This is a genomic window from Enterobacter sp. RHBSTW-00175 (assembly GCF_013927005.1).
Classification (GTDB): Bacteria; Pseudomonadota; Gammaproteobacteria; order Enterobacterales; family Enterobacteriaceae; genus Enterobacter.
This window is the reverse complement of sequence record NZ_CP055930.1, coordinates 3,416,535-3,437,302: the sequence shown is the minus strand read 5'-3', so window position 1 is coordinate 3,437,302 and position 20,768 is coordinate 3,416,535. Positions and strand designations below refer to the sequence as shown.

The following is a 20,768-nucleotide window of genomic DNA, read 5'->3' as shown; positions in this document are numbered from 1 at the left end:
AGGGCCCGTGCATAACATGCTACCCGCGAAACGCATCCAGCCGTTTCACCTGCCGCCCTTCCTCGTCAAAATTCTCCGGTGCCAGCCACGCGCGCAACTGCGCATCACGCGCTGACCATTCGCTATCAATAATAGAAAGCATGTCGCTATCGCGGTTGCGCCCCTTGCGCACTAGCTTCTGTCGTAGCCGCCCTTCCCAGATAAACCCCAGACGCTCTGCGGCATTGCGCGATGCCACGTTCATCGAATCGCACTTCCATTCCAGGCGGCGATAGCCGTGCTCAAAGGCATTTTTCAGCAGCAGCCACACCGTCTCGGTGCCAATTCGGGAGCCTTTCATCTTTCGCGACCAGGTGACGTGGCCGATTTCTACCGACCCCATCAGCCGTTCAATCGCCATATAGCTCACCAGCCCCACCGCATGGTCGGTGCGCGAGTCGATAACGGCATATGGCACCAGCGCATCATCCATTACTTTACCGAGCACCCAGTGCGATGTCTCTTCAACCGTGGCGGGCTGCGTACTGGCAAGCCACGTCCAGTCACTGTCATCCCCCAGGGCGTAAGCATCAAAGAGATCGGCGGTATGGCGCTCTTGATCCAGCGGTTCAAGACGGCAATAGCGCCCCACCAGCGGTGTACGGGTCAGGACGCTCGCGCCTTTCCAGTCGGGAACAATATCGTTAACGGTCTGACCATGTTGATTGATTTCCGGCACAGGGATGACTCCTTGAAAGGTAAGGATTTTGTTATAGCAGGTTAAAAAGCGGCAGGAAAGCGTTCGGGCTAATAGCCAATATAAATGCGTTATACCCTGAAGGCATAAGCAAAGCAGAATTTAAACTTTGCGGAATACATTAGCCAGCCTAACGTAGCGGTGCATAAAACAATCACAATAATGACTTTCCAGGGATCGCTATGACAAAAAAATTGCTGCCGTTACTGGTACTGGCTGTGCTCTCTGCTACTGCCAACGCCGCCACGCCACCCAATACGCTGGTTGTCGCACAAGGTCTTGATGACATTGTGAGTCTCGACCCGGCAGAAGCCAACGAACTTTCCAGCATCCAGACCGTACCGAGCCTGTATCAGCGCCTGGTACAGCCAGACCGCACTAACCCGGAAAAAATCACCCCGATTCTGGCCGAAAGCTGGCAGGCCGATGCGGCAGCAAAAACCTTGACCATCAAACTGAAGCCTGATGCGAAATTCGCCTCCGGTAATCCACTGCGCCCGGAAGATGTGATCTTCTCTTATACCCGCGCCGTGACCCTGAACAAATCCCCGGCGTTTATTCTTAACGTGCTGGGCTGGGACGCGAGCAACATCGAAAGCCAGCTGAAGAAAGTGGATGACCACACGCTCACCCTGCACTGGACGGCGGACGTCAGCCCGTCCGTGGCGCTGAATATCCTCTCCACGCCGATTGCCTCTATCGTTGATCAGAAACTGGTGTCTGCGAACGTGAAGGATAACGACTTCGGCAATGCCTGGCTGAAAATGCACTCTGCGGGCAGCGGCGCGTTTAAAATGCGTGTCTACCAGCCGCATCAGGCCATCGTACTGGAAGCCAACGAAACCGCCCCTGGCGGTGCGCCGAAGCTTAAAAGCATCATCATTAAAAACGTCCCCGACCCGGCTTCCCGCCGCCTGCTGATCCAGCAGGGTGATGCGGATGTCGCCCGCGATCTGGGTGCTGACCAGATCAGCGCGCTGGAAGGCAAATCCGGCGTGAAGGTACTGAGCATTCCGTCTGCCGAGCAAAACTACCTGGTGTTTAACACCGGCAACAGCGCTAACCCACTGCTGAACAACCCGGCCTTCTGGGAAGCCTCTCGCTGGCTGGTAGATTATGACGGCATCACCAAAAACCTGCTGAAAGGCCAGTATTTTGTCCATCAGAGCTTCCTGCCGGTTGGTCTGCCGGGGGCGCTGGAAGACAATCCATTTAAGTTTGATCCGGCAAAAGCGAAAGCGATCCTCGCCAAAGCGGGCATCAAGGATGCGCACTTCACGCTGGACGTGGAGAACAAGCCGCCGTTTATCACCATCGCGCAATCCATGCAGGCAAGTTTTGCCCAGGGCGGCGTGAAGGTAGATCTACTGCCAGCGGCGGGTAGCCAGGTGTATGCCCGCGTACGCGCTAAACAGCATCAGGCGGCGATCCGCCTGTGGATCCCGGACTATTTCGATGCGCACTCTAACGCCAGTGCATTCGCCTGGAACGACGGTAAATCCAGCACCGTGGCGGGCCTGAACGGCTGGAAAATTCCTGAGCTGAATAAAGCCACACTGGCCGCGGTTGCCGAGCCTGACCCGGCGAAGCGCCTGGGTCTGTACAAGAAGATGCAGGAAGAGTTGCAGCATAACTCGCCGTACGTGTTTGTCGATCAGGGCAAAACCCAGATTGTGGTGCGTGATAACGTGAAGGGTTATCAGCAGGGGCTGAACGCGGATATGGTCTGGTACGACAACGTCACGAAGTAATATGCCCTTGTTACCGGGTGGCGGCTTCGCTTACCCGGCCTACGTTCTCGGTTTTTGTCGGCCGGGTAAGGCGAAACCGCCACCCGGCATGAAGAGATTTCCCATGCCACATCTTTCCACCCACGTGACGCGCGTGCTTCAGGGCTTGCTGACCCTGATGCTCACGCTCTTCGGGCTGTTGCTCATCACGTTTGCGCTTTCCGCATTTTCCCCCGTCGATCGCGTCTTGCAGATCGTCGGCGATCACGCCAGCCAGTCCACTTACGATCAGGTTCGCCACCAGCTCGGTCTGGATCAACCGCTGCCCGTGCAGTTCTGGCATTACGTGCAAAACCTCGCCCATGGCGATTTAGGCACTGCCAGCGCCACCGGGCAGCCTGTGTTACAGGATCTGCTGCACGCGTTTCCCGCCACGCTGGAGCTGGCAACCCTGGCGCTTATTATTGGCGGCTTACTCGGCGTGATAGCTGGCGTGCTGTGCGCCCGCTACGCCGGTACAGCGCTCGATTTGACGATCCGCACGCTTACCCTGCTCGGCAACTCGGTACCGATTTTCTGGCTCGGCCTGCTGATGCTGGCGCTGTTCTATGCGAAGCTCCAGTGGAGCGCAGGCCCCGGCAGGCTGGATGATGTCTGGCAGTTTACCGTTGAGCCACGTACCGGGTTTGCGCTTGTCGATACCTGGCTTTCCGGTGACCGGGACGCCTTCAGAAATGCCATCAGCCATCTGGTGCTGCCGGTGCTCTTGCTGGCCTATTACTCGCTGGCGAGCATTACCCGCCTGACGCGTTCAGCGTGCCTGAGCGAGATGAACAAAGAGTACATTCTGCTCGCCCGCGCTAAAGGTGCCGGGGAGATGACCATTCTGCTGCGCCACGTCCTGCCAAATATTCGTAGCACCCTGCTGACAGTTATCGCCCTCGCCTACACCAGTATGCTGGAAGGCGCGGTATTAACCGAAACCGTCTTCTCCTGGCCGGGTATCGGGCGCTATCTCACCACCGCGCTGTTTGCGGGCGATACCACAGCGGTGATGGGCGGCACGTTGCTTATTGGTGTCTGTTTTGTACTGATCAATAACCTTACCGACCTGCTTGTGCGGGCAACCGATCCCAGGGTGCGCTAATGCCGTTTTATCTCTTTTTACGCCGCCTGCGCCGCTCTCCTGCGGCGTTTTGCGGGCTTATCGCCATCGCGCTGCTGGTGTCTGTTGCGCTGTTTGCTCCATGGCTTGCACCGCGTGACCCTAACTGGCAGGACGCCGCCGCACGCTTACAGGCCCCCAACGCCCAGCACTGGCTGGGAACGGACAGCTACGGTCGCGACCTGCTTTCACGCCTGATTTACGGCACACGCCCCGCGCTGGGGCTGGTTGCGCTTGTCACCGTCATCACCCTGCCCGCTGGCCTGCTGGTGGGGATTTTGTCAGGGTTTTACGGCGGCTGGCTGGAGCGGGTGCTGATGCGCTTTACCGATGTGGTGATGTCGATGCCGCGGCTGATCCTCGCCTTTGCGTTTGTGGCCATGCTTGGCCCGGGGCTGGTAAACGGGGCGCTGGCGCTGGCCTTAACCACCTGGCCCGCCTATGCCCGCCAGGCGCGCAGTGAAATTCAGCGCCTGCGTCACAGCGACTATCTGGCTGCTGCCGGAATGATGGGGATCCGCGGGTTCCGGCTGCTTTTAGGCCACATTCTGCCGCTGTGTCTGCCGTCGGCGATTGTGCGTCTGGCACTGGATCTGGCCGGAATTATTCTGGCTGCTGCCGGGCTTGGGTTCCTCGGTCTGGGCGCGCGCCCACCGATGGCAGAATGGGGAGCCATGATTGCCGACGGGATGCAGGTCATTTTTGACCAGTGGTGGATTGCCGCCATTCCGGGCGGTGCAATTCTGTTTGCCAGCCTGGCATTTAACCTGCTGGGCGATGGCCTGCGCGATGTACTGGAGCCGCAACATGACTGAACAACGCGTCATCGTCGATGCGCTGAATATCGACTACCCCACCGCGCGCGTGGTTAACAACCTGAGCTTTACGCTTGGCAATGAACGCCTGGCGCTGGTTGGGGAATCGGGTTCAGGAAAATCCATGTCCGCCCGCGCCCTGATGGGGCTGGTGCGCAAGCCGGGCATCGTGAGCGCAAGCCAGCTTAACGTGCTCGGCAACGACCTGCTGACCCTGAATAACAAACGCTGGCAGGCGTTGCGCGGTAACCGTATTGCGATGGTGCTTCAGGATCCGCGCTACGCCCTTAACCCGGTGAAAAACGTGGCCGCCCAGCTTGAAGAAGCCTTAACCCTGCATCAGTCCCTGCCGCGAGCGGAGCGTCTTGCGCGCATCCACGACATTATTCGCGCCGTGGGGCTAACCGACAATGTGCTGACGCGTTATCCAGGCGAGCTTTCGGGCGGTATGGGGCAACGCGTGATGATTGCCATCGCGCTGATTAACAACCCGCAGGTACTGATTGCCGATGAGCCCACCTCGGCGCTGGACGCCCGCCTGCGTAACCAGATCCTCGAGCTTCTGGTGCAGCAGTGTGAAGAGCGTCAGATGGCGATGCTGCTGATTAGCCACGACCTGCCGCTGGTGGCGGAACATTGCGACCGCGTGCTGGTGATGTATCAGGGCGAAAAAGTCGATGAGATGGCGGCAAATCAATTGCCACAAGCCAGTCACCCGTATACGCGCACGCTCTGGACCTGCCGTCCTGACGCCAGCACCTTTGGGCAGATGCTGCCAACGCTTGACCGTACTCAGCCATGGAAGGAGGCGAGCAATGGCACTCGTTGAAGTCAATCAGCTCCAGGTTACCTTCGGGGGAAAAACCGCAGTATCTGCAGCCAGCTTTGCAATCGGGAAAGGTGAAACCTTCAGCCTGATTGGTGAATCCGGCTGCGGGAAATCCACCATTTTGCGGGTTCTGGCGGGGCTGCAACACGACTGGAGCGGCAGCATTGCCGTGCTGGGTGAGCATTTACAGACAGGCCACCGCTTTGAAGGCGCACTGCGGCGCAACGTGCAGATGGTATTTCAGGATCCGTGGGCGTCATTGCACCCGAACCACACTATCGCACGCACGCTCTCTGAGCCGTTAAAAATCCACGGTGAAACGCAGATTACCGAAAAAGTAGCCGACGCATTGCAGCAGGTTGGGCTGTCTGCCGATGCGGGTAAACGTTATCCGCATCAGCTCTCCGGCGGGCAGCGGCAACGTGTGGCTATCGCCCGCGCTTTGCTGTTACGCCCGCAACTGTTGCTGCTGGATGAACCAACTTCCGCGCTGGACATGTCCGTGCAGGCGGAAATTCTCAACCTGCTGAACCGACTTAAACAACAGCACGGTATGACCTATCTGCTGGTGAGCCATGATGCAGATGTAATTGCGCATATGTCTGACCGCGCGGCGTTTATGGCGCACGGGGTGATCCAGCGGGTGTTTGACCGTGAGGCGATGCTTAAAGGCGAGCACCGGATGGGGTAGTACCGTGGGGCGATGGCCTTTCTGGAAGGAGCCTCGCAAACTGAAAAAGTAACCCTGTTTCATCAAGGGATAAGACTGTTATTTGTTTTTTCATGGTCGTAAAGTGCCTGCGTTGCGGTGCATCCGCAACCGGGCGTAGGAACCCGTTTTTCATGACACGACAATGAAATTGTCGCGACAGCGTTCCCCCCTTTAAAGATATGGTGGCGCTGGTGGAGTAGCCGAAAGGCTGACCGTTTGTCGTGTGCGGTATTCCTACCTTCGTCAGCGCTACCACTCACCGGCACAGGAACGTATTGGTTGGCCAGGAGCTTTTTTTTACAAGGAAAATCACATGACAACAAACCCTACCCTGACACACACGCAATCTGAAGAAAACGTTATTCACCAACTTCTCACCCGGCCGCTTCCCGATACTGCGGATCCCATTGTTCTGAGCGAAGCATGCGCTGCATGGGTTAGCGTGTTAGTCGAAACCGACGATCGCGAAACCCATGCTGCACTTTGCGAACGTCTTCTGCATGGGCTTAATCAGTTGCGGGATCACTGCGAAAATGACCTGCCTTCGTACCTGGTTGAACAGGTCGTTGCGGGCGAAAAACTCAACGCCTGCGTACCCGAATGTTGGCAGGACGCCTCGTTACAGGTGGACTACGCGAAGGCTCTCACCCACGCAATAGCGGGGAAGACGTTGCCAACCGATGTGGCAAAAGAACTCACAAAGCTGCTGCATGATATGGTCTGGCTGCTGGCGGATTTTGTGAAGGAATCAGACATGACAGCGCGTTGAGGCGGGCAAAAAAGGCCGACATTCCGCAGAGTGTCGGCCTTCTGTTATTTCAGCATTTTTACCGTGGCTTCGATATCGATCTCATCTTCTGAGAAGATGTGCGTCGTTTTCTGGAAGGTGGTGATGGCCAGTTTCTTCACCGTGCGCATTTCACCCGGCTTAGCCGTGCTTTTGGGTTTGATGTTGTTCATCAGGATCCCTACCGACAGCACCGCATTTTCTTTATCAATGCTGGTATCGGCCGGTACTTCCTCGCTGAACACCACGAAAGATTTGATGGAGGTGAGTTTCAGCCGCTCGCCCGCAATGTAGATGTACTGGCTTTCCGGGATAACCTTCACCGCGTAGGCAGACAAGCCTTTGTTGTTGGTGGTGGGTTCAAAGGTCACCGCTGCATCTTTCTTGATCAGATCAGGGTTCGCGACCTTAATCACATGAAAATAGCGGTTGTCACCGTTTTCATCTTTGATAAATCCAAAGCCTTTATCTTTAAACCACGTTGTGATTGTACCGTTCATCGCTGTTACCGCCTGTCTGATCGTTCATTAACTCAATTTTTGCAGCGTGGAGTGTAAAACACAATGCGATTTGGGGCGAGGGATTTGGGGTAAATGCCCTGCGCCACTATCGAATAAAGGTCTTTTTAGCCCGTACGGAAGCACGGAAGTACGGTATCCAGATACAGGCGTAAATTACGTGCGTGACTATGGGCATTATCTGGCTAAAGTTCATCGGTATCGCGGGGAACAGACTGGACGTGGCGACCCGGTCAATCAGCATTATCACGATGCCGACCACGATCAAAACACTATACGCAAGAGGAAGCTCTTTCTTCTTACGGAAAAAGAGCGAGGCAACGTAAATTATGTAGAGCAGGAGAATGAAATTCACCGCCACGGCAATAAACAGATAGGTCGACTGGGATGCCTGAATACGGCCCATCGTCGATAGCCCGGCGTTTAATGTTACTGCCAGAGAAGTGAAATAACCGTAGGCGATCAGTAACAAATTGAGTAATGGCAGGAATAACAATCCCCCAATTTTCCTGTAGCGCTTTTCTTCGCATTCTGCGCAGTATTCCTGATCCTGCGAAATGTCCTTATCGCATGAAATGCACGTCCATTTGAAAGGGGTGTCGCTCATTTTTTATCCTTAATTGCCTTTTTGTAAGTAGAGGTATTACCCGATATCGGCAATATCGGGCTCATCCTTGAGCGAAATTGCATTCCAGGTTTTTCAGCCACAAGTTGATCGAGAAGGGCCAATAACGCCGTTGTCTATACTCAACGTATCCCCGACAACGGAGCACCCCATGCCTTTACCCGACTTTCACGCCTCAGAACCTTTCACCCTCGGCATTGAGCTGGAACTCCAGGTGGTGAACCCACCGGGCTACGATCTCAGCCAGGACTCTTCCGCACTGATTACCGCCGTAAAAAATGAGATCAACGCTGGTGAAGTGAAGCACGATATCACCGAGAGTATGCTCGAAATCGCCACAGGCGTGTGTAAGGACATTAACCAGGCCGCAGCGCAATTTTCTGCCATGCAGCAGAGCATCTTGCGCGTGGCGGCAGACCAGCGGATTCAGATTTGTGGTGGAGGGACGCATCCGTTTCAAAAATGGCAGCGCCAGGAGGTGTGCGATGACGAGCGCTACAACATCACGCTGGAGCGGTTTGGTTATCTGATTTTGCAGGCCACGGTGTTTGGCCAGCACGTGCATATCGGATGCCGGACCGGAGATGACGCCATTTACCTGCTGCACGGCCTGTCACGCTTTGTGCCGCACTTTATCGCCCTGGCAGCGGCATCGCCATATATGCAAGGCACCGATACCCGCTTTGCTTCGTCGCGGCTCAATATCTTCTCCGGGTTTCCGGATAACGGCCCGATGCCGTGGGTGAACAACTGGCAGGCGTTCGAGGGGCTGTTTCGCCGCCTGAGCACCACCAGCATCGTCGACAGTATTAAAGATTTACACTGGGATATTCGCCCAAGCCCGCACTTTGGCACGGTGGAAGTCCGGGTGATGGATACCCCACTCACGCTTTCACACGCCATTAATATCGCCGGGCTTATCCAGGCCACCGCACACTGGCTGCTGACCACCCGGCCTTACCAGCATCAGGAACGCGATTTTCTGCTGTATCGCTTTAACCGGTTCCAGGCCTGCCGCTATGGGCTGCAAGGAATATTGACCGACGTGCATACCGGAGAACAAAAAACCATTGCGGAGGATATCGCGTGGTTACTGGAGCAGGTTGCCCCGTCGGCCGGGAAACTTGGCGCAACCAGCGCCATCACGGAGATTACCCTGCTGTTAAAACAGGGCAAAAGCGAGGCGCAGCAGATGCGGGATTTCATCAACAATGGCGGTTCGCTGACCTCGCTGGTGCAAAAACATTGCGAACTCTGGGCCACGAGTCCGTAAGCCGGTGCCCCCACTCACGCAGGCGCTGGAACAGCACAAACAGGGCGGGGATAAAAACAATCCCGATGAGGGTCGCAACCAGCATCCCGCTGAATACCGCCGTCATCATGACCGCACGGAAACGGCGGTTTGCAGGGTGCTGGCGAGGAGAGCGAACAGGAGTGGGAATTTCATGGGAGTACCTCAGATGTGTTCCCCCCCACCCCGGCCCTCTCCCACAGGGAGAGGGCCGTCTGAGTTCCCTCTCCCTGTGGGAGAGGGCTAGGGTGAGGGCAAAAGTTTATGCAGCCTTGCGGAACCTGCGGGTCAGGCGCTTCTCGATTTCAACGATGAAGAACATCGCGCCTGCAATCACCAGCGTGATAGCCCAGTAGCGCAGCGGCAGGGCTTCAGTGCCAAACAGCATCTGCATAAACGGCAGGTAGATAATCGCCAGTTGCAGCAGTAACAGTACGCCCGTCACCAGCCAGATACCTTTGTTCGCCAGCAGGCCACGGTTGAGGGAGAACCCGTCGGCATTACGGCAGTTAATCATGTACACCCACTGCGCACAGACCAGCATCTGCAACAGCACGGTACGCGTAAACTCTGCGCTGTGGCCGCGTGGTGCCAGCCAGGCTTCCAGTGCAAATGCAGCGATGGCGATCATGGTGCCCACAAAGGCGACACGCCACACGGCAAAGGCATCCATCACGTGCTGCCCGGTCAGACGCGGTGGGCGCTTCATGATGTTGCGCTCAGCGGCTTCAAAAGCCAGACCGAAAGAGAGCGTGGCGGAGGTGGCCATGTTCATCCACAAAATCAGGACCGGCGTCAGTGGAATGATGTTCCCCGCCAGCAGCGCAATCACAATCAACAGCCCCTGCGCCAGATTGGTTGGCATGATGAACAGAATGGTTTTCTTCAGGTTGTCGTAAACGCGTCGCCCTTCTTTTACCGAGCTGGCAATAGTGGCGAAGTTGTCATCCGTCAGCACCATGTCTGCCGCTTCTTTGGTGACTTCAGTGCCTTTAATTCCCATCGCGATACCGACATCAGCCTGACGCAGGGCTGGTGCATCGTTGACTCCGTCACCGGTCATGCCCACGATTTCACCTTTGTCCTGCAAGGCTTTCACCAGACGCAGCTTATGCTCCGGGCTGGTACGGGCGAAGATGTCATATTCCACCGCCGCATTCGCCAACTCCTGATCGTCCATTTTCTCCAGTTGATAGCCTGTAACCGCCTGCACGCTGTTGGTGATCCCCAACATCTGGCCGATGCTCATGGCTGTTTGCGGGTGATCGCCGGTGATCATCTTCACGCGGATCCCGGCCTGCTGGCAGGCGTGGATTGCGTCGATGGCTTCCGGGCGTGGCGGATCCATCATCCCGGCGATACCGAGGAAAATCAGCCCGTGGTTCAGGTCGTCATGGGTAAGCCGGGTCTCACCGTTCGCCGGTTTGAACGCAGCAGCAACCATGCGCAACCCCTGGCGCGCGTAGCGCTCCATCTCAGATTCCCAGTACGTGCGGTTAAAAGCTTCCGTACCATTGCGGGTCTGCTGCTGCTCGCACAGGGCGAAAAGCACATCCGGCGCGCCGGTGACCAGGATCTGCTCTTCGCCACCAATCTGGTGGTGCGTGCTCATGTATTTGTACTGAGAGTCAAACGGGATCTTGTTAACCAGCGTGGTCAACACAGGCTCCAGGTTTGCCTTCGCCGCCAGCACTTTCAGTGCGCCTTCGGTTGGCCCGCCGGTGATGCCCCACAAACTGCGCTCATCCTGGATCAGCTGGCTGTCGTTACACAGGTCGATGGTGCGCAGATACTGTTCCAGCACGGTGCCCGGCTGGATCTGCACCGGCTCATCGCTGCCTTCAAGATAGATATTGCCCACTGGCTCATAGCTATTACCGTCCACGCGGTAGCAGGTATCTGCCGTAATAATGGCTTTAACGGTCATTTCGTTCATGGTCAGCGTGCCGGTTTTATCCGAGCAGACCACAGTCATCGCCCCAAGAGTTTCTACCGTTGGCAGCTTACGGATAATGGCTTTTTTGCGTGCCATCGCCTGTACGCCAAGGGATAGGATAATGGAGATAATCGCCGGCAAACCTTCCGGTACCGAAGCCACTGCAAGGCTTATCAGCGAGAGCAGCAATTCCCCCATCGGGATATCGCGCAATACCAGGCTAAAGACAAACAGCGCGGCCATCATCGCCAGAATAATGACGAAAATGGCTTTACCCAGTTTGTCCATCTGCACCAGCAGTGGGGTGCGGTGCTTTTCAATACCAGCCATCATCTGATTGATATGGCCCAGCTCCGTATCCTGCCCGGTTGCAATAACCACCCCCACACCGCCACCTGCACTAACAGTGGTACCGGAAAACACCAGGTTAGTGCGATCGCCCAGCGATAATTCACCGTCGAGTGGCAGAATGTGTTTATCCACAACCGTTGATTCACCCGTTAGAATAGCTTCTTCAACGCGTAAATTATGAGCTTCAATCAGACGCATATCAGCCGGAATACGATCGCCTGCGCGTAATACAATAATATCACCCGGGACTATTTCAGTTGTGGGAATAGTGTCATGATTACCATTCCGAATAACACGCGCATCGCTGGAAAGCATATTGCGAATACTTTGCAGGGATTTTTCAGCGTTACTTTCCTGGATATGACCAATCAGCGCATTAATGACCGCCACGCCCAAAATAACCAGCGTATCGACCCAATGCCCCATGACAGCGGTGAGTACCGCAGCGGCCAGCAGAACATATATCAGCACATCATTAAAATGCGCCAGAAAACGCAGCCAAGCAGGCTTACCCTTTTTTTCCGGCAGGGCATTCGGGCCATACTGGTGCAGACGGACTTTCGCCTCTGCGCGATCAAGGCCGTCTGCATGAGTCTGCTTGTGAGCAAGTACTTGCTCTACCGTTTGCTGGTAGGGCTTCCCCTGCACATTTCCCCCTGCGGGTGGCATATTCTGTACGTTCTTCATTTTGGTCATTACGTCATATCCTGCAATATCCGGTGGACGGAAGCCTGAATTCCTTTCTGGCTTTAATAAATTCATTTTTAAGGCTTGCGGCTTAAATTGATCTACCGCAATATAATTACTGACGGGTTATTCAAAACTGATTAAAACTATTTCGATGAACTGATTTTTACAAAATATTTCTAAACCAAAACTAAACAAGGAGCCACCATGTTTGGCATTTATCGCGGACGCCGCCTGGCGTTATATATTATCGCCGCCATTGTTATTGCAACGTTAATTGGATATAGCACATATACATTTGTAAAATTATTTTCCTGAGGAAGACATTTATTTACATAACCCGATATTAGCTTAATCGTCTTAAGAATATTATTCTGTTTCGGTTATTTATTAGCGAAACACGACCCTGGTTTTATAAAAAAGTGAATATCGGGTTTATATTGCTTTACGCTACAATATGCCCGACAATAACTTTTTTAACTGACGATTAACATTAACATGAAACACCCGTTAGAATCGCTGCTAACAGCCGGGGGCATTCTGCTGATGGCCCTGCTCTCTTGCCTGCTGTTACCGGCACCCTCGCTCGGGCTGGTGCTGGCGCAGAAAATGATGGTGACCTTCCACCTGGTCGATCTTAACCAGCTCTACACCCTCCTTTTCTGCCTGTGGTTCCTGGTGCTTGGCGCCATCGAATTCTTTATCCTGCGTTTCGTCTGGCGCCGTTGGTTTTCACTGGCGTCGTAAGCCGGTGAAATCGCGCATTCCGTGGATCAGCGCCTCACACCAGGCCACGTAATCGTGGCCGCTGGACCACGGATGGAAGCTGACGCGGTAGCCTTTATCGCGTAATACCTGCTCAAAATCTTTAGTGGTGCGATAGTTCCCGCCACCCGGCCCGCGGGTTTCAAACGTCCCGGCCTGAAGCCAGAACTGCACAGGATACTGTGGCGACTGCTGGTACTGCCGCGTGAGCCAGCCAGAGGCTTCCCCTTTCGGCGCCCACCAGTATGATCCCGACAGGCTAAGTACATTGCCGAACAACCGCGGATATCGCAGTGCCACCCAGGATGAGGCGATCCCACCATAGCTTGAACCCGCCAGCACCGTTTTTTGCCGTTGCAGGGCAATCCCCTGCCCGCGCAGCCACGGCAGCAGTTCGTGAGCCATAAAATCGGCGAAATCCGGGTTCGGTGGCAGCTCTTTGCCACGACGCGGGTGATCGAGACTATCAATAAAGACGACATTAACCGGGGGGAGATGATGGCGGGAAATCAGGCCGTCCAGCACATTTGCAACGTGGTACTGATCCTGATAAACCTGCCCGTCGAACAGAATAAGCGTCCAGCGCGCAGGCTGTGCCCCACGCGGTTTGTAAATCATCACTTCCCTGCTGTTGCCGAGAATTTTGCTGGCCAACATTTCACGGGTCAGCGTGCCATTCCTCAGCGGCTGAGCCATGGCCTGAGCGGAGAAATAGCGTGCCGGGCTGAGATCAAGCAATGAAAAACGATTCCAGCGGTCAGCCTTTTGTTCACCGGACGAATGGGGATTGAGCGGATCCGCCTGGGCGCTGACCAGGATCGCCCGGTGCTGATCGCGAGGCTGCCCGTCGATTAACGGCACATCCGGTGCGAGTTTGTACTGCATTACCGTATCAGAGGGAACCACGTAGCTGCGAAACCAGACGTCACTTTTACCAAGACGGAACAGAGGATCGTGCTCGCCCGCAGGCGAACCAAGGAGAAAGACGTTATCCTTCGCACCGCGCCATAAAAAAGTCACCCGTTTGTGATGAGAATCGACCGATTCAACCATCGGCGTTCCCTGCCGGATTTGCGCCTGCCAGAACGCATCCGTACTTCCCCCCGCTGCAACCGTTTTTGCCAGCGCTTTTAGCGTGGGGCTTTCGGGCTCTGGCATTTGCGTGCGCGACAACGCAGCGGTTTCTTTCATCCGCCACTGAAAACGCCAGGGGGTGCCCTCTTCCCCATGGAGAACCAGAGACGTGCTCTGACGCACCGGCAGGGCAAAAAGAAGCGTGTGTTCACCATCCACCGGGCCGTGTTCAATCAGGGTGCGGATACGCCGGTTTTGCCCGTCCAGCAGGCGGGCATCCGTGACACCGTTCAGCGTGGCAGAGACATAATTTTCGCCCAGGGCCGGAAGCACAAAGCAGACTTCGCCGCTGGCATCAAATTTCCCCTTGAGCTCCCCCTGAACAGAAGGCGTTTCACAGGTCGCCGCCAGCACCGGCAGCGTCCCAATCCCTAACAGCAAACCACTCCATGCCCTTTTCATTACCGCGTTTTCCCCAGCAAAATGTGCCACTCACGCTAATGCAAATGGGAATTATTTTCAATAAAAAGGAGGGCGTTCTGCAACTGAGGGGAACGGCGCCGTCTGGCGGAAGGGGTTATGCCCCGGTAAGCGCAATGCTTGCGGGGCAACCAGATTAATGCGCCTGACAGTGGTTTTCTTTGCGGTACGCACCAGGCGGCTGGTGGAACGTGCGGGTGAAGATGCGGGTAAACGTTTGTTGTGAGTCAAATCCGTAGCGCAGGCAGATCTCGTACACGCGCTCGTCCGACTCGCGCAGATCGCGCGCTGCCAGCAGCAGCTTACGTTCCCGGATATAGCGCCCCAGACTCTCGCCTTTGTACTGCATAAACAACCGCTGTAGGTGCCACTTTGAATACCCTGAATGGCGGGCAATCTCTTCAATGCGCAACGGTTGATGTAAGTTGTCGTCGATCCACTCGACGATGGTGTCGATGACCTGAGCAGAAATAGTCATGCTGCTCTCCCCCTCTGCTTCCCGATTAAACATTATTCCCACCACTGGCTAAATTGCTGGGTGGTGTCACCCACGCGGACGGGTTCGCCCAGTTCCGGCGTCAGCAGCCGGTAGTTTTTATCCGTACTGGCTCTTGCCAGCTGGATCAGCGGATCGTTCCAGGTGTGTTTCGCCAGCACAAAGCGTCCGTTATGCCCCGGTACAACGGCTCTGGCGTTAAGATCTGCCGACGCCTGCGCAGTTTCATCCGGCAGCATGTGGATGTACTTCCAGTCCTGGTCGTACTGGCCGTTTTCCATAATGGCTAAATCCACCTCGCCAAACTGCTGGCCAATGGCTTTGAAGTGCGGCCCGTAACCGGAATCACCGCTGTAGTAAACCTTCTGCTCAGGAGTGACGAACATAAAGCTGCCCCACAGGGTCTGGTCGCGTTTGATGCCGCGTCCGGAGAAATGACGCGCCGGGAGCACATGCACCGTCAGTTCATCGCTGATGCGCACCGACTGATTCCAGTCGCGCTCGTCGATGATCGCAGGGTTCATGCCCCAGTAGCGCAGATGCGAACCCACACCCAGCGGCGTGACCACGCGCTTCACCTTCGGCAGCAGCGCCTTAATGGTGGCGTAATCCAGATGATCGTAGTGATCGTGAGAGATAATCAGCAGGTCGATGTCCGGCATGGACTCGGCGCGCCACGGGTATTCACCCGCAAAGGCTTTGTTCAGGAACGAGAACGGCGCGGCGTAGTTGCCAAGCACCGGATCGATTAAGATGCGTTTGCCCGCAAGCTGCATAAACCAGGACGAGTGGCCGAGCCACACCAGCGTATCCTGCTCCAGCGGCAGGCTCGCCAGATCGGTATTCACCAGCGGCAGCGGCTCGGCAGGACGCGCGTTTTCGGTTTTTTTGGTCAGAAATTCCCACATCGCCACCAGCATATTTTTGTCGCCGTTATAGCCCGGCGTAGGTAGCGTATTGTGGAAACGCCCGTCGCGATACTGCGCAGACGCTTCAACTTCCGTTAGCTGCTCACCCTGCGGTGGCTGGCCGAATCCGGCATTCAGAACAAAAGGTAAACTTGCAGCTGAAGCAATAATCATGACAAACACCACGCAGATGAATTGAGGTTTTTTCATATCCTGACCCGGCTACGCGCCCCATCCGATGGATTGCGCGGGTAAACTTGATTATGAGTGAGTAAGCACTCATTATAGATATGGCGAGAAACTCGTCAAGACGTTTTCGATCTTTGACATTCCGCGTTGCAGCGTGGCAAAGCACGTGTTTCAATCATGTTTTTTACAATTGACAGGAGGGGAAATTTAGTGGCACGTCCTAAGAGTGAAGATAAAAAACAGGCCTTACTGGAAGCGGCAACCGCTGCATTTGCGCAGTCAGGTATCGCCGCCTCAACGGCATTAATCGCCCGTAACGCGGGCGTCGCCGAAGGCACACTGTTCCGCTACTTTGCTACCAAAGACGATCTACTGAATGCCGTCTATCTGCACCTGAAACAGGATCTCTGCAAGACGATGCTGGCGAACCTGGATCGCAGCATAACTCTGCCCAAAGAGTATACCCGCAACATCTGGAACAGCTACGTGGACTGGGGTATTCGTAATCCCGTCTCGCACGCAGCCATTCGCCAGCTTGGTGTCAGTGAAAAAATCAACGCTGAGACCGAACAGGCCGTAAAAGACATGTTCCCGGAACTGCATGAACTGTGTCGCCGCTCGGTGCGCCAGGTGTTTATGTCTGATGAATTCAAAACGTTCGGTGATGCGATTTTCTTATCACTGGCTGAAACCACGATGGAATTTGCCACCCGCGATCCGTCACGCGCCGTCGATTTTAAAGCACTCGGTTTTGAAGCCATGTGGCGCGGGCTGGCTCAGGAGGATAGTGATGGACGGTAGTGAATTACAGGAGCACGCCATAAGGGTTGCGCGGGAATTCCCCTTCGCAGAACACTGCTGGCCGTTTGGGCCAGAGTACGACGTGTTTAAAGTGGCCGGGAAGGTCTTCATGATTGTGGCGACTGTAAAAGGGCGTCCTCACGTCAGCCTGAAATCCGACCCGGAAAAATCGCTGTTAAATCAGCAGATTTACCGCGGCATTGAGCCGGGTTATCACCTGAATAAAAAGCTCTGGATTTCACTCTACGGCAGCGATGACATGACGCCGGAGCTGGTTGCCGACCTTATCGCTGATTCATGGAATCTGGTTGTCGACAAGCTGCCCAAAAAAGATCAGAAGTGGATACGCCCGGTCTGATTGTTCGGCTGAGACGAACAGTATAAGCGCTCGTATCGCACTTATCTTTTCCCGCATTGCCTTGTAATCTGCTTCCCTTTCGCGCCCGCCGACGGGCGAATTTCATCACCAGGAGTTGTTATGGATATTATTTCTGTCGCCCTGAAACGCCACTCCACTAAGGCGTTCGACGCAAGCAAAAAACTGACCGCTGAAGAAGGCGAGAAAATTAAAACCCTGCTGCAATACAGCCCGTCCAGCACCAACTCACAGCCATGGCACTTCATTGTTGCCAGCACTGAAGAAGGTAAAGCACGCGTGGCGAAATCCGCTGCGGGCACCTATGTGTTCAACGAACGCAAAATGCTGGATGCTTCTCACGTAGTGGTGTTCTGCGCGAAAACCGCGATGGACGATGCCTGGCTTGAGCGCGTTGTCGATCAGGAAGAGGCCGATGGCCGTTTCAACACGCCGGAAGCCAAAGCCGCCAACAATAAAGGCCGCCACTACTTCGCCGACATGCACCGCGTGGATCTGAAAGATGACGACCAGTGGATGGCGAAACAGGTTTACCTGAACGTAGGCAACTTCCTGCTGGGCGTGGGCGCGATGGGCCTGGATGCAGTGCCAATTGAAGGCTTCGACGCCGCTATCCTCGACGAAGAGTTTGGCCTGAAAGAGAAAGGCTTCACCAGCCTGGTAGTGGTGCCGGTCGGGCATCACAGCGTAGAAGATTTCAACGCCTCTCTGCCAAAGTCTCGCCTACCGCTGAGCACCGTTGTCACCGAGTGCTAATGGCTACTGGCACCCGGGGTTCCGGCGTGCCAGATTTTAGTACAGCGTAATCTGCGGATGCTTAACACCGCATACCAGCGCATAACGCGTTAAGGTATCCAGGCTTGCCCGGGTAATATTGGCTTCCATGCGGGAAACCGTTGGCGCGCTGACTCCCATTCGTTCCGCAACCTGCGCACGCGTAAGACCAGCATGATTACGCCACTGCGCCAGCATTTCACGCAGGCGTTCTTTGCGTTCCTCTGCATCAAATGCCGCCTGCACGTCTGAGTGACTTAGCAGTTCAGTTCTTAACGCATCCCAGTCAATCATCTTCTTGCTCATCCAACATCTCCTGTTGTCGTTTTAATGCCAGACGGATCTCCGCAGAGGGCGTTTTCTGGGTCTTCTTGATAAACACTCGCAGCAGAAAAATCGTCTTCCCCTGCTGATACACATAAATCCCGCGGCTATGAAGCAGCCCAATAGTTCTGATTTCAAACAAACCATAGGGTAAGGGTTTGCTGTCGGGCTCTCGTAGCGCCGTCGGATTACTGCGCAGTTTATCAAGCTGGCGAATCAACTTCGCCTGTACCCCTGCTGGCAATGAGAGGATCTCTTCTCTGACTGCCTCATGGACAATGAGTCTGAACACAATATGTCATCCCTGGTGATATTAGCATATAAGGCAATTTGCATTAAAGGCTAATTTTGCCTTCCGTGAGATACCTTACACGCTTTATCAAGGCCCAGGAAAAACCGCATTCATTCCCTGAAAGCGCCTCGTAAAACCTACTTAACCGAACTCCCGGCGTGCCAGATTTTCTCGGCATAACGCCCTATCACTGCCAGCGATGCCGCCAGGATCAGGAAAAAGATCACTTTGTTCATCCCGTCCCAGAAGTATTCGAAATAGCGGGTGTAGAGGTTGATGGCGAGGAACGTCAGGCCGAAGCCACGCAGCATCCCGTCGTCAGTTTTCAGGCTGATGTAAATACAGAGACCCGCCGCGACGGCAAACAGCAGCGCCCACGGCAGCAGCGAAGCCTGAGTGACGCTGTACCAGTTATCCACATCGTAGTTGCCAAAAATCGACATGATCCACAGCGCAACAAACAGGTACGTCAGCCCCATCGCTTTACTGGTGGTGTACAGATGGCGCGCCTGCAACATCGCGCGCAATACCCAGCACAGCGCCAGTAGCGCGCCGCCAAAGAAGATAAATCGCACCGGATAATTCATCCCCAGCCAGTATGCGCCCCAGCCGGACATATAGCCCGTCTCCGCACCAAACCAGTTGCCAAGCGATAGCAGGAAGAACAGCCACACCAGTCCTGAGCGGCCAAAGAACCCCACCAGCCCGTAAACGGCGCAGCCTGCAAGGAACAGCGGCGCGATGTGACCGCTGCCGTTATCCAGCCTTTCGCCAAGCTGCCAAATCGCGATGGCGGTAAAGAACACGCCAAGGAACAGGATAGATTCCGTGCTGTAGTGCCACTGGGTTTCCCGCCGCTGTCTGGCAAATCCCCACAGGTAAAACAGCACCGCCACCAGCGCAGGCAACCCGATACGAGCAATGGATGAGAAAGAGAAAAATTCGATGATGCGCGCCATCAGCTCGCTGTCGGCAAACAGGCTGCCGATGGCGATAATGACGCAAGCCAGCGCGGTCCAGAAGGCGTAGCGGCTCAGGCGCTGCCAGTCCATCGCAACGCGTTTCAGGCTACCCGCCAGACGCTGATGTTCCTCAGCCGTTAATGCGCCCTCTTGTTCCCACTCAGTGAGAGCGCGGCGAAGAACTTTTTCTTGCTTACGCGTAACGTTCATATTCGATCCCTGAAAGAGTTGGATTTAGCTCAGTATAACAGCCTGCTGCGCCAGCCATGTTAGCGCCTGCTCCCCGGTCTCATCCACCGGCAGATAGACCAGCAACCGCGAACCGTTTCGCGGCGCGGAATACCAGTACATCTGCTGTAAATTAAACTCTCCCAGTTCAGGGTGGCAGAAGACCTTGAGTTGGTTTTCGACGCCGCGCACGTCGTTGCGCTGGTGCCACAGGGTTTTAAACTCCTCCGACACCGCAAAGAAGCGCGCCAGCTTGGCTTCCCACAGCGGATCGCCCCGGTGCTCCGCCATTGCCGCGCGGAAGTAGGAGACGAATATCGCCAGCGCATCGTCGCGTTTGCCCAGACGAGCGCGCCACGCCGGATGGGTGAGGAACAGATAAATACAGTTGCGGTCTTCCGGCGGAATTTCATTGAAATCCACGCCCATCAGGTGCCCGAAGCTGTCATTCCACGCCACGATATCGAAGTTCGGTTTCTGAATACTGGCAGGTTTCGGCATCAGCGTATCCAGCAGACGGCGCGTGCCTTCGCTGATCCCCTCGCAGCAGACCGCCTGCGGCGCTTCGCCCGGCGGCAGACCCGCTAAAACAAACAGGTGCCGGGCTTCGGTCGGCGTGCACTGCAGCGCTTTTGCGACAGCGGCCATCACCACGCTGGACGGATTGACGTCCCTGCCCTGCTCCAGCCAGGTGTACCAGGTCACGCCCACATCCGCCAGCAATGCCACCTCTTCACGGCGCAGGCCCGGCGTGCGGCGGCGTCCGCTGCGTGGTAAACCCAGGCGCTGCGGATCGAGGCTTTCGCGACGCGCGCGCAAAAATGCCCCCAGTTGTTTTCGGGTGTCATCCTGAAGCGAAGTGACAGGTTCAGACATTAGCGCCATATTTCCCCCTGCATGGTAGTGCCAGTACCAGT

22 protein-coding genes and 1 pseudogene are annotated in these 20,768 nt (G+C 55.4%); 11 read left to right on the top strand and 12 right to left on the bottom strand.

Annotated elements, in window-relative coordinates; translation table 11 throughout:
• Positions 1 to 19: 19 nt before the first annotated feature.
• Positions 20 to 718: a GNAT family N-acetyltransferase gene (locus HV107_RS16295; RefSeq protein ID WP_182059948.1), complete on the bottom strand. Its 699-nt coding sequence runs from the start codon at positions 716 to 718 to the stop codon at positions 20 to 22.
• Between the two features lie 200 nt (positions 719 to 918).
• Between HV107_RS16295 and HV107_RS16290 the strand changes: the two genes are divergently transcribed.
• From HV107_RS16290 to HV107_RS16265, 6 genes are all read left to right on the top strand, one after another.
• Positions 919 to 2,487 (top strand): ABC transporter substrate-binding protein, encoded by a 1,569-nt coding sequence (locus HV107_RS16290; RefSeq protein ID WP_182059947.1) that lies wholly within the window; start codon positions 919 to 921, stop codon positions 2,485 to 2,487.
• Positions 2,488 to 2,590: 103 nt separating this feature from the next.
• On the top strand, positions 2,591 to 3,613 hold the full coding sequence (locus HV107_RS16285; protein ID WP_182059946.1) for an ABC transporter permease: 1,023 nt from the start codon (positions 2,591 to 2,593) through the stop codon (positions 3,611 to 3,613).
• Positions 3,613 to 4,446 carry an ABC transporter permease gene (locus HV107_RS16280; protein ID WP_182059945.1) on the top strand — a complete coding sequence of 278 codons (834 nt, stop codon included), beginning with the start codon at positions 3,613 to 3,615 and terminating at the stop codon, positions 4,444 to 4,446. The genes HV107_RS16285 and HV107_RS16280 overlap by 1 nt, the downstream gene beginning before the upstream one ends.
• A complete protein-coding gene (locus HV107_RS16275) occupies positions 4,439 to 5,275 on the top strand; it encodes an ABC transporter ATP-binding protein (RefSeq protein WP_182059944.1) in 837 nt (278 codons plus the stop codon). The genes HV107_RS16280 and HV107_RS16275 overlap by 8 nt, the downstream gene beginning before the upstream one ends.
• Entirely contained in the window at positions 5,262 to 5,966 is a 705-nt protein-coding gene (locus tag HV107_RS16270) for an ABC transporter ATP-binding protein (protein WP_182059943.1), read from the top strand. The genes HV107_RS16275 and HV107_RS16270 overlap by 14 nt, the downstream gene beginning before the upstream one ends.
• A gap of 334 nt (positions 5,967 to 6,300) precedes the next feature.
• Entirely contained in the window at positions 6,301 to 6,756 is a 456-nt protein-coding gene (locus HV107_RS16265; protein WP_182059942.1) for a hypothetical protein, read from the top strand.
• Between the two features lie 44 nt (positions 6,757 to 6,800).
• On the opposite strand, the gene HV107_RS16260 is transcribed toward HV107_RS16265, so the two are convergent.
• Positions 6,801 to 7,274, bottom strand: coding sequence for a cold-shock protein (locus tag HV107_RS16260; RefSeq protein ID WP_182059941.1), 474 nt, complete (start codon positions 7,272 to 7,274; stop codon positions 6,801 to 6,803).
• A 106-nt stretch (positions 7,275 to 7,380) separates the two neighbouring features.
• Positions 7,381 to 7,899, bottom strand: a complete 519-nt coding sequence (locus tag HV107_RS16255) for a DUF2569 domain-containing protein (protein WP_182059940.1) — start codon at positions 7,897 to 7,899, stop codon at positions 7,381 to 7,383.
• Between the two features lie 169 nt (positions 7,900 to 8,068).
• On the opposite strand from HV107_RS16255, the gene HV107_RS16250 reads away from it, so the two are divergent.
• On the top strand, positions 8,069 to 9,190 hold the full coding sequence (locus HV107_RS16250; protein WP_182059939.1) for a YbdK family carboxylate-amine ligase: 1,122 nt from the start codon (positions 8,069 to 8,071) through the stop codon (positions 9,188 to 9,190).
• Here the strand turns inward: HV107_RS16250 and HV107_RS27540 are convergent.
• Together HV107_RS27540 and HV107_RS16245 are read right to left on the bottom strand one after the other, a co-directional pair.
• Positions 9,123 to 9,323, bottom strand: a pseudogene (locus HV107_RS27540) (hypothetical protein); the annotation flags it as partial. The gene HV107_RS16250 and the pseudogene HV107_RS27540 sit on opposite strands and share 68 nt — an antisense overlap.
• A gap of 147 nt (positions 9,324 to 9,470) precedes the next feature.
• On the bottom strand, positions 9,471 to 12,191 hold the full coding sequence (locus tag HV107_RS16245; RefSeq protein ID WP_182059938.1) for a cation-transporting P-type ATPase: 2,721 nt from the start codon (positions 12,189 to 12,191) through the stop codon (positions 9,471 to 9,473).
• Between the two features lie 489 nt (positions 12,192 to 12,680).
• On the opposite strand from HV107_RS16245, the gene HV107_RS16240 reads away from it, so the two are divergent.
• Positions 12,681 to 12,929 carry a DUF1158 domain-containing protein gene (locus tag HV107_RS16240; protein WP_182059937.1) on the top strand — a complete coding sequence of 83 codons (249 nt, stop codon included), beginning with the start codon at positions 12,681 to 12,683 and terminating at the stop codon, positions 12,927 to 12,929.
• On the opposite strand, the gene HV107_RS16235 is transcribed toward HV107_RS16240, so the two are convergent.
• The 3 genes from HV107_RS16235 to HV107_RS16225 form a co-directional block, all read right to left on the bottom strand.
• The gene (locus tag HV107_RS16235) at positions 12,915 to 14,483 is read right to left on the bottom strand and encodes an alpha/beta hydrolase-fold protein (RefSeq protein ID WP_182059936.1); all 1,569 of its coding nucleotides are present in this window, start codon (positions 14,481 to 14,483) and stop codon (positions 12,915 to 12,917) included. The genes HV107_RS16240 and HV107_RS16235 overlap by 15 nt on opposite strands.
• A 154-nt stretch (positions 14,484 to 14,637) precedes the next feature.
• Positions 14,638 to 14,979 carry a RamA family antibiotic efflux transcriptional regulator gene (locus HV107_RS16230; protein ID WP_182059935.1) on the bottom strand — a complete coding sequence of 114 codons (342 nt, stop codon included), beginning with the start codon at positions 14,977 to 14,979 and terminating at the stop codon, positions 14,638 to 14,640.
• A gap of 32 nt (positions 14,980 to 15,011) precedes the next feature.
• Positions 15,012 to 16,115: an MBL fold metallo-hydrolase gene (locus HV107_RS16225; protein WP_182059934.1), complete on the bottom strand. Its 1,104-nt coding sequence runs from the start codon at positions 16,113 to 16,115 to the stop codon at positions 15,012 to 15,014.
• A gap of 189 nt (positions 16,116 to 16,304) precedes the next feature.
• On the opposite strand from HV107_RS16225, the gene HV107_RS16220 reads away from it, so the two are divergent.
• The 3 genes from HV107_RS16220 (at position 16,305) to nfsB (ending at position 18,027) form a co-directional block, all read left to right on the top strand.
• Entirely contained in the window at positions 16,305 to 16,895 is a 591-nt protein-coding gene (locus HV107_RS16220; RefSeq protein ID WP_182059933.1) for a TetR/AcrR family transcriptional regulator, read from the top strand.
• Positions 16,885 to 17,253 carry an MmcQ/YjbR family DNA-binding protein gene (locus tag HV107_RS16215; protein WP_182059932.1) on the top strand — a complete coding sequence of 123 codons (369 nt, stop codon included), beginning with the start codon at positions 16,885 to 16,887 and terminating at the stop codon, positions 17,251 to 17,253. The genes HV107_RS16220 and HV107_RS16215 overlap by 11 nt, the downstream gene beginning before the upstream one ends.
• A gap of 120 nt (positions 17,254 to 17,373) precedes the next feature.
• Positions 17,374 to 18,027, top strand: a complete 654-nt coding sequence (gene nfsB, locus HV107_RS16210; RefSeq protein ID WP_182059931.1) for an oxygen-insensitive NAD(P)H nitroreductase — start codon at positions 17,374 to 17,376, stop codon at positions 18,025 to 18,027.
• Positions 18,028 to 18,063: 36 nt separating this feature from the next.
• Here the strand turns inward: nfsB and HV107_RS16205 are convergent, their stop codons facing one another.
• The 4 genes from HV107_RS16205 to HV107_RS16190 all read right to left on the bottom strand — a co-directional run bounded on the left by HV107_RS16205 (position 18,064) and on the right by HV107_RS16190 (position 20,736).
• Positions 18,064 to 18,339: a helix-turn-helix domain-containing protein gene (locus HV107_RS16205; protein ID WP_409050285.1), complete on the bottom strand. Its 276-nt coding sequence runs from the start codon at positions 18,337 to 18,339 to the stop codon at positions 18,064 to 18,066.
• Complete coding sequence (locus tag HV107_RS16200; RefSeq protein ID WP_014069224.1) at positions 18,332 to 18,661, bottom strand: type II toxin-antitoxin system RelE/ParE family toxin; 330 nt, start codon at positions 18,659 to 18,661, stop codon at positions 18,332 to 18,334. The genes HV107_RS16205 and HV107_RS16200 overlap by 8 nt, the downstream gene beginning before the upstream one ends.
• A 137-nt stretch (positions 18,662 to 18,798) precedes the next feature.
• The gene (locus HV107_RS16195) at positions 18,799 to 19,833 is read right to left on the bottom strand and encodes a DUF2157 domain-containing protein (RefSeq protein ID WP_182059929.1); all 1,035 of its coding nucleotides are present in this window, start codon (positions 19,831 to 19,833) and stop codon (positions 18,799 to 18,801) included.
• A 24-nt stretch (positions 19,834 to 19,857) separates the two neighbouring features.
• Entirely contained in the window at positions 19,858 to 20,736 is an 879-nt protein-coding gene (locus HV107_RS16190) for a helix-turn-helix transcriptional regulator (protein ID WP_182059928.1), read from the bottom strand.
• Positions 20,737 to 20,768 lie beyond the last annotated feature (32 nt).

What these genes read in the sequence shown, in the direction of transcription:
- nfsB (WP_182059931.1), top strand. Translation starts at nt 17,374, where the DNA reads ATGGATATTATTTCTGTCGCCCTGAAACGCCACTCCACTAAGGCGTTC.
- HV107_RS16240 (WP_182059937.1), top strand. Translation starts at nt 12,681, where the DNA reads ATGAAACACCCGTTAGAATCGCTGCTAACAGCCGGGGGCATTCTGCTG.
- HV107_RS16265 (WP_182059942.1), top strand. Translation starts at nt 6,301, where the DNA reads ATGACAACAAACCCTACCCTGACACACACGCAATCTGAAGAAAACGTT.
- HV107_RS16250 (WP_182059939.1), top strand. Translation starts at nt 8,069, where the DNA reads ATGCCTTTACCCGACTTTCACGCCTCAGAACCTTTCACCCTCGGCATT.
- HV107_RS16195 (WP_182059929.1), bottom strand. Translation starts at nt 19,833, where the DNA reads ATGAACGTTACGCGTAAGCAAGAAAAAGTTCTTCGCCGCGCTCTCACT.
- HV107_RS16260 (WP_182059941.1), bottom strand. Translation starts at nt 7,274, where the DNA reads ATGAACGGTACAATCACAACGTGGTTTAAAGATAAAGGCTTTGGATTT.
- HV107_RS16215 (WP_182059932.1), top strand. Translation starts at nt 16,885, where the DNA reads ATGGACGGTAGTGAATTACAGGAGCACGCCATAAGGGTTGCGCGGGAA.
- HV107_RS16205 (WP_409050285.1), bottom strand. Translation starts at nt 18,339, where the DNA reads ATGATTGACTGGGATGCGTTAAGAACTGAACTGCTAAGTCACTCAGAC.
- HV107_RS16290 (WP_182059947.1), top strand. Translation starts at nt 919, where the DNA reads ATGACAAAAAAATTGCTGCCGTTACTGGTACTGGCTGTGCTCTCTGCT.
- HV107_RS16285 (WP_182059946.1), top strand. Translation starts at nt 2,591, where the DNA reads ATGCCACATCTTTCCACCCACGTGACGCGCGTGCTTCAGGGCTTGCTG.
- HV107_RS16280 (WP_182059945.1), top strand. Translation starts at nt 3,613, where the DNA reads ATGCCGTTTTATCTCTTTTTACGCCGCCTGCGCCGCTCTCCTGCGGCG.
- HV107_RS16225 (WP_182059934.1), bottom strand. Translation starts at nt 16,115, where the DNA reads ATGAAAAAACCTCAATTCATCTGCGTGGTGTTTGTCATGATTATTGCT.
- HV107_RS16255 (WP_182059940.1), bottom strand. Translation starts at nt 7,899, where the DNA reads ATGAGCGACACCCCTTTCAAATGGACGTGCATTTCATGCGATAAGGAC.
- HV107_RS16245 (WP_182059938.1), bottom strand. Translation starts at nt 12,191, where the DNA reads ATGACCAAAATGAAGAACGTACAGAATATGCCACCCGCAGGGGGAAAT.
- HV107_RS16270 (WP_182059943.1), top strand. Translation starts at nt 5,262, where the DNA reads ATGGCACTCGTTGAAGTCAATCAGCTCCAGGTTACCTTCGGGGGAAAA.
- HV107_RS16275 (WP_182059944.1), top strand. Translation starts at nt 4,439, where the DNA reads ATGACTGAACAACGCGTCATCGTCGATGCGCTGAATATCGACTACCCC.
- HV107_RS16235 (WP_182059936.1), bottom strand. Translation starts at nt 14,483, where the DNA reads ATGAAAAGGGCATGGAGTGGTTTGCTGTTAGGGATTGGGACGCTGCCG.
- HV107_RS16230 (WP_182059935.1), bottom strand. Translation starts at nt 14,979, where the DNA reads ATGACTATTTCTGCTCAGGTCATCGACACCATCGTCGAGTGGATCGAC.
- HV107_RS16190 (WP_182059928.1), bottom strand. Translation starts at nt 20,736, where the DNA reads ATGGCGCTAATGTCTGAACCTGTCACTTCGCTTCAGGATGACACCCGA.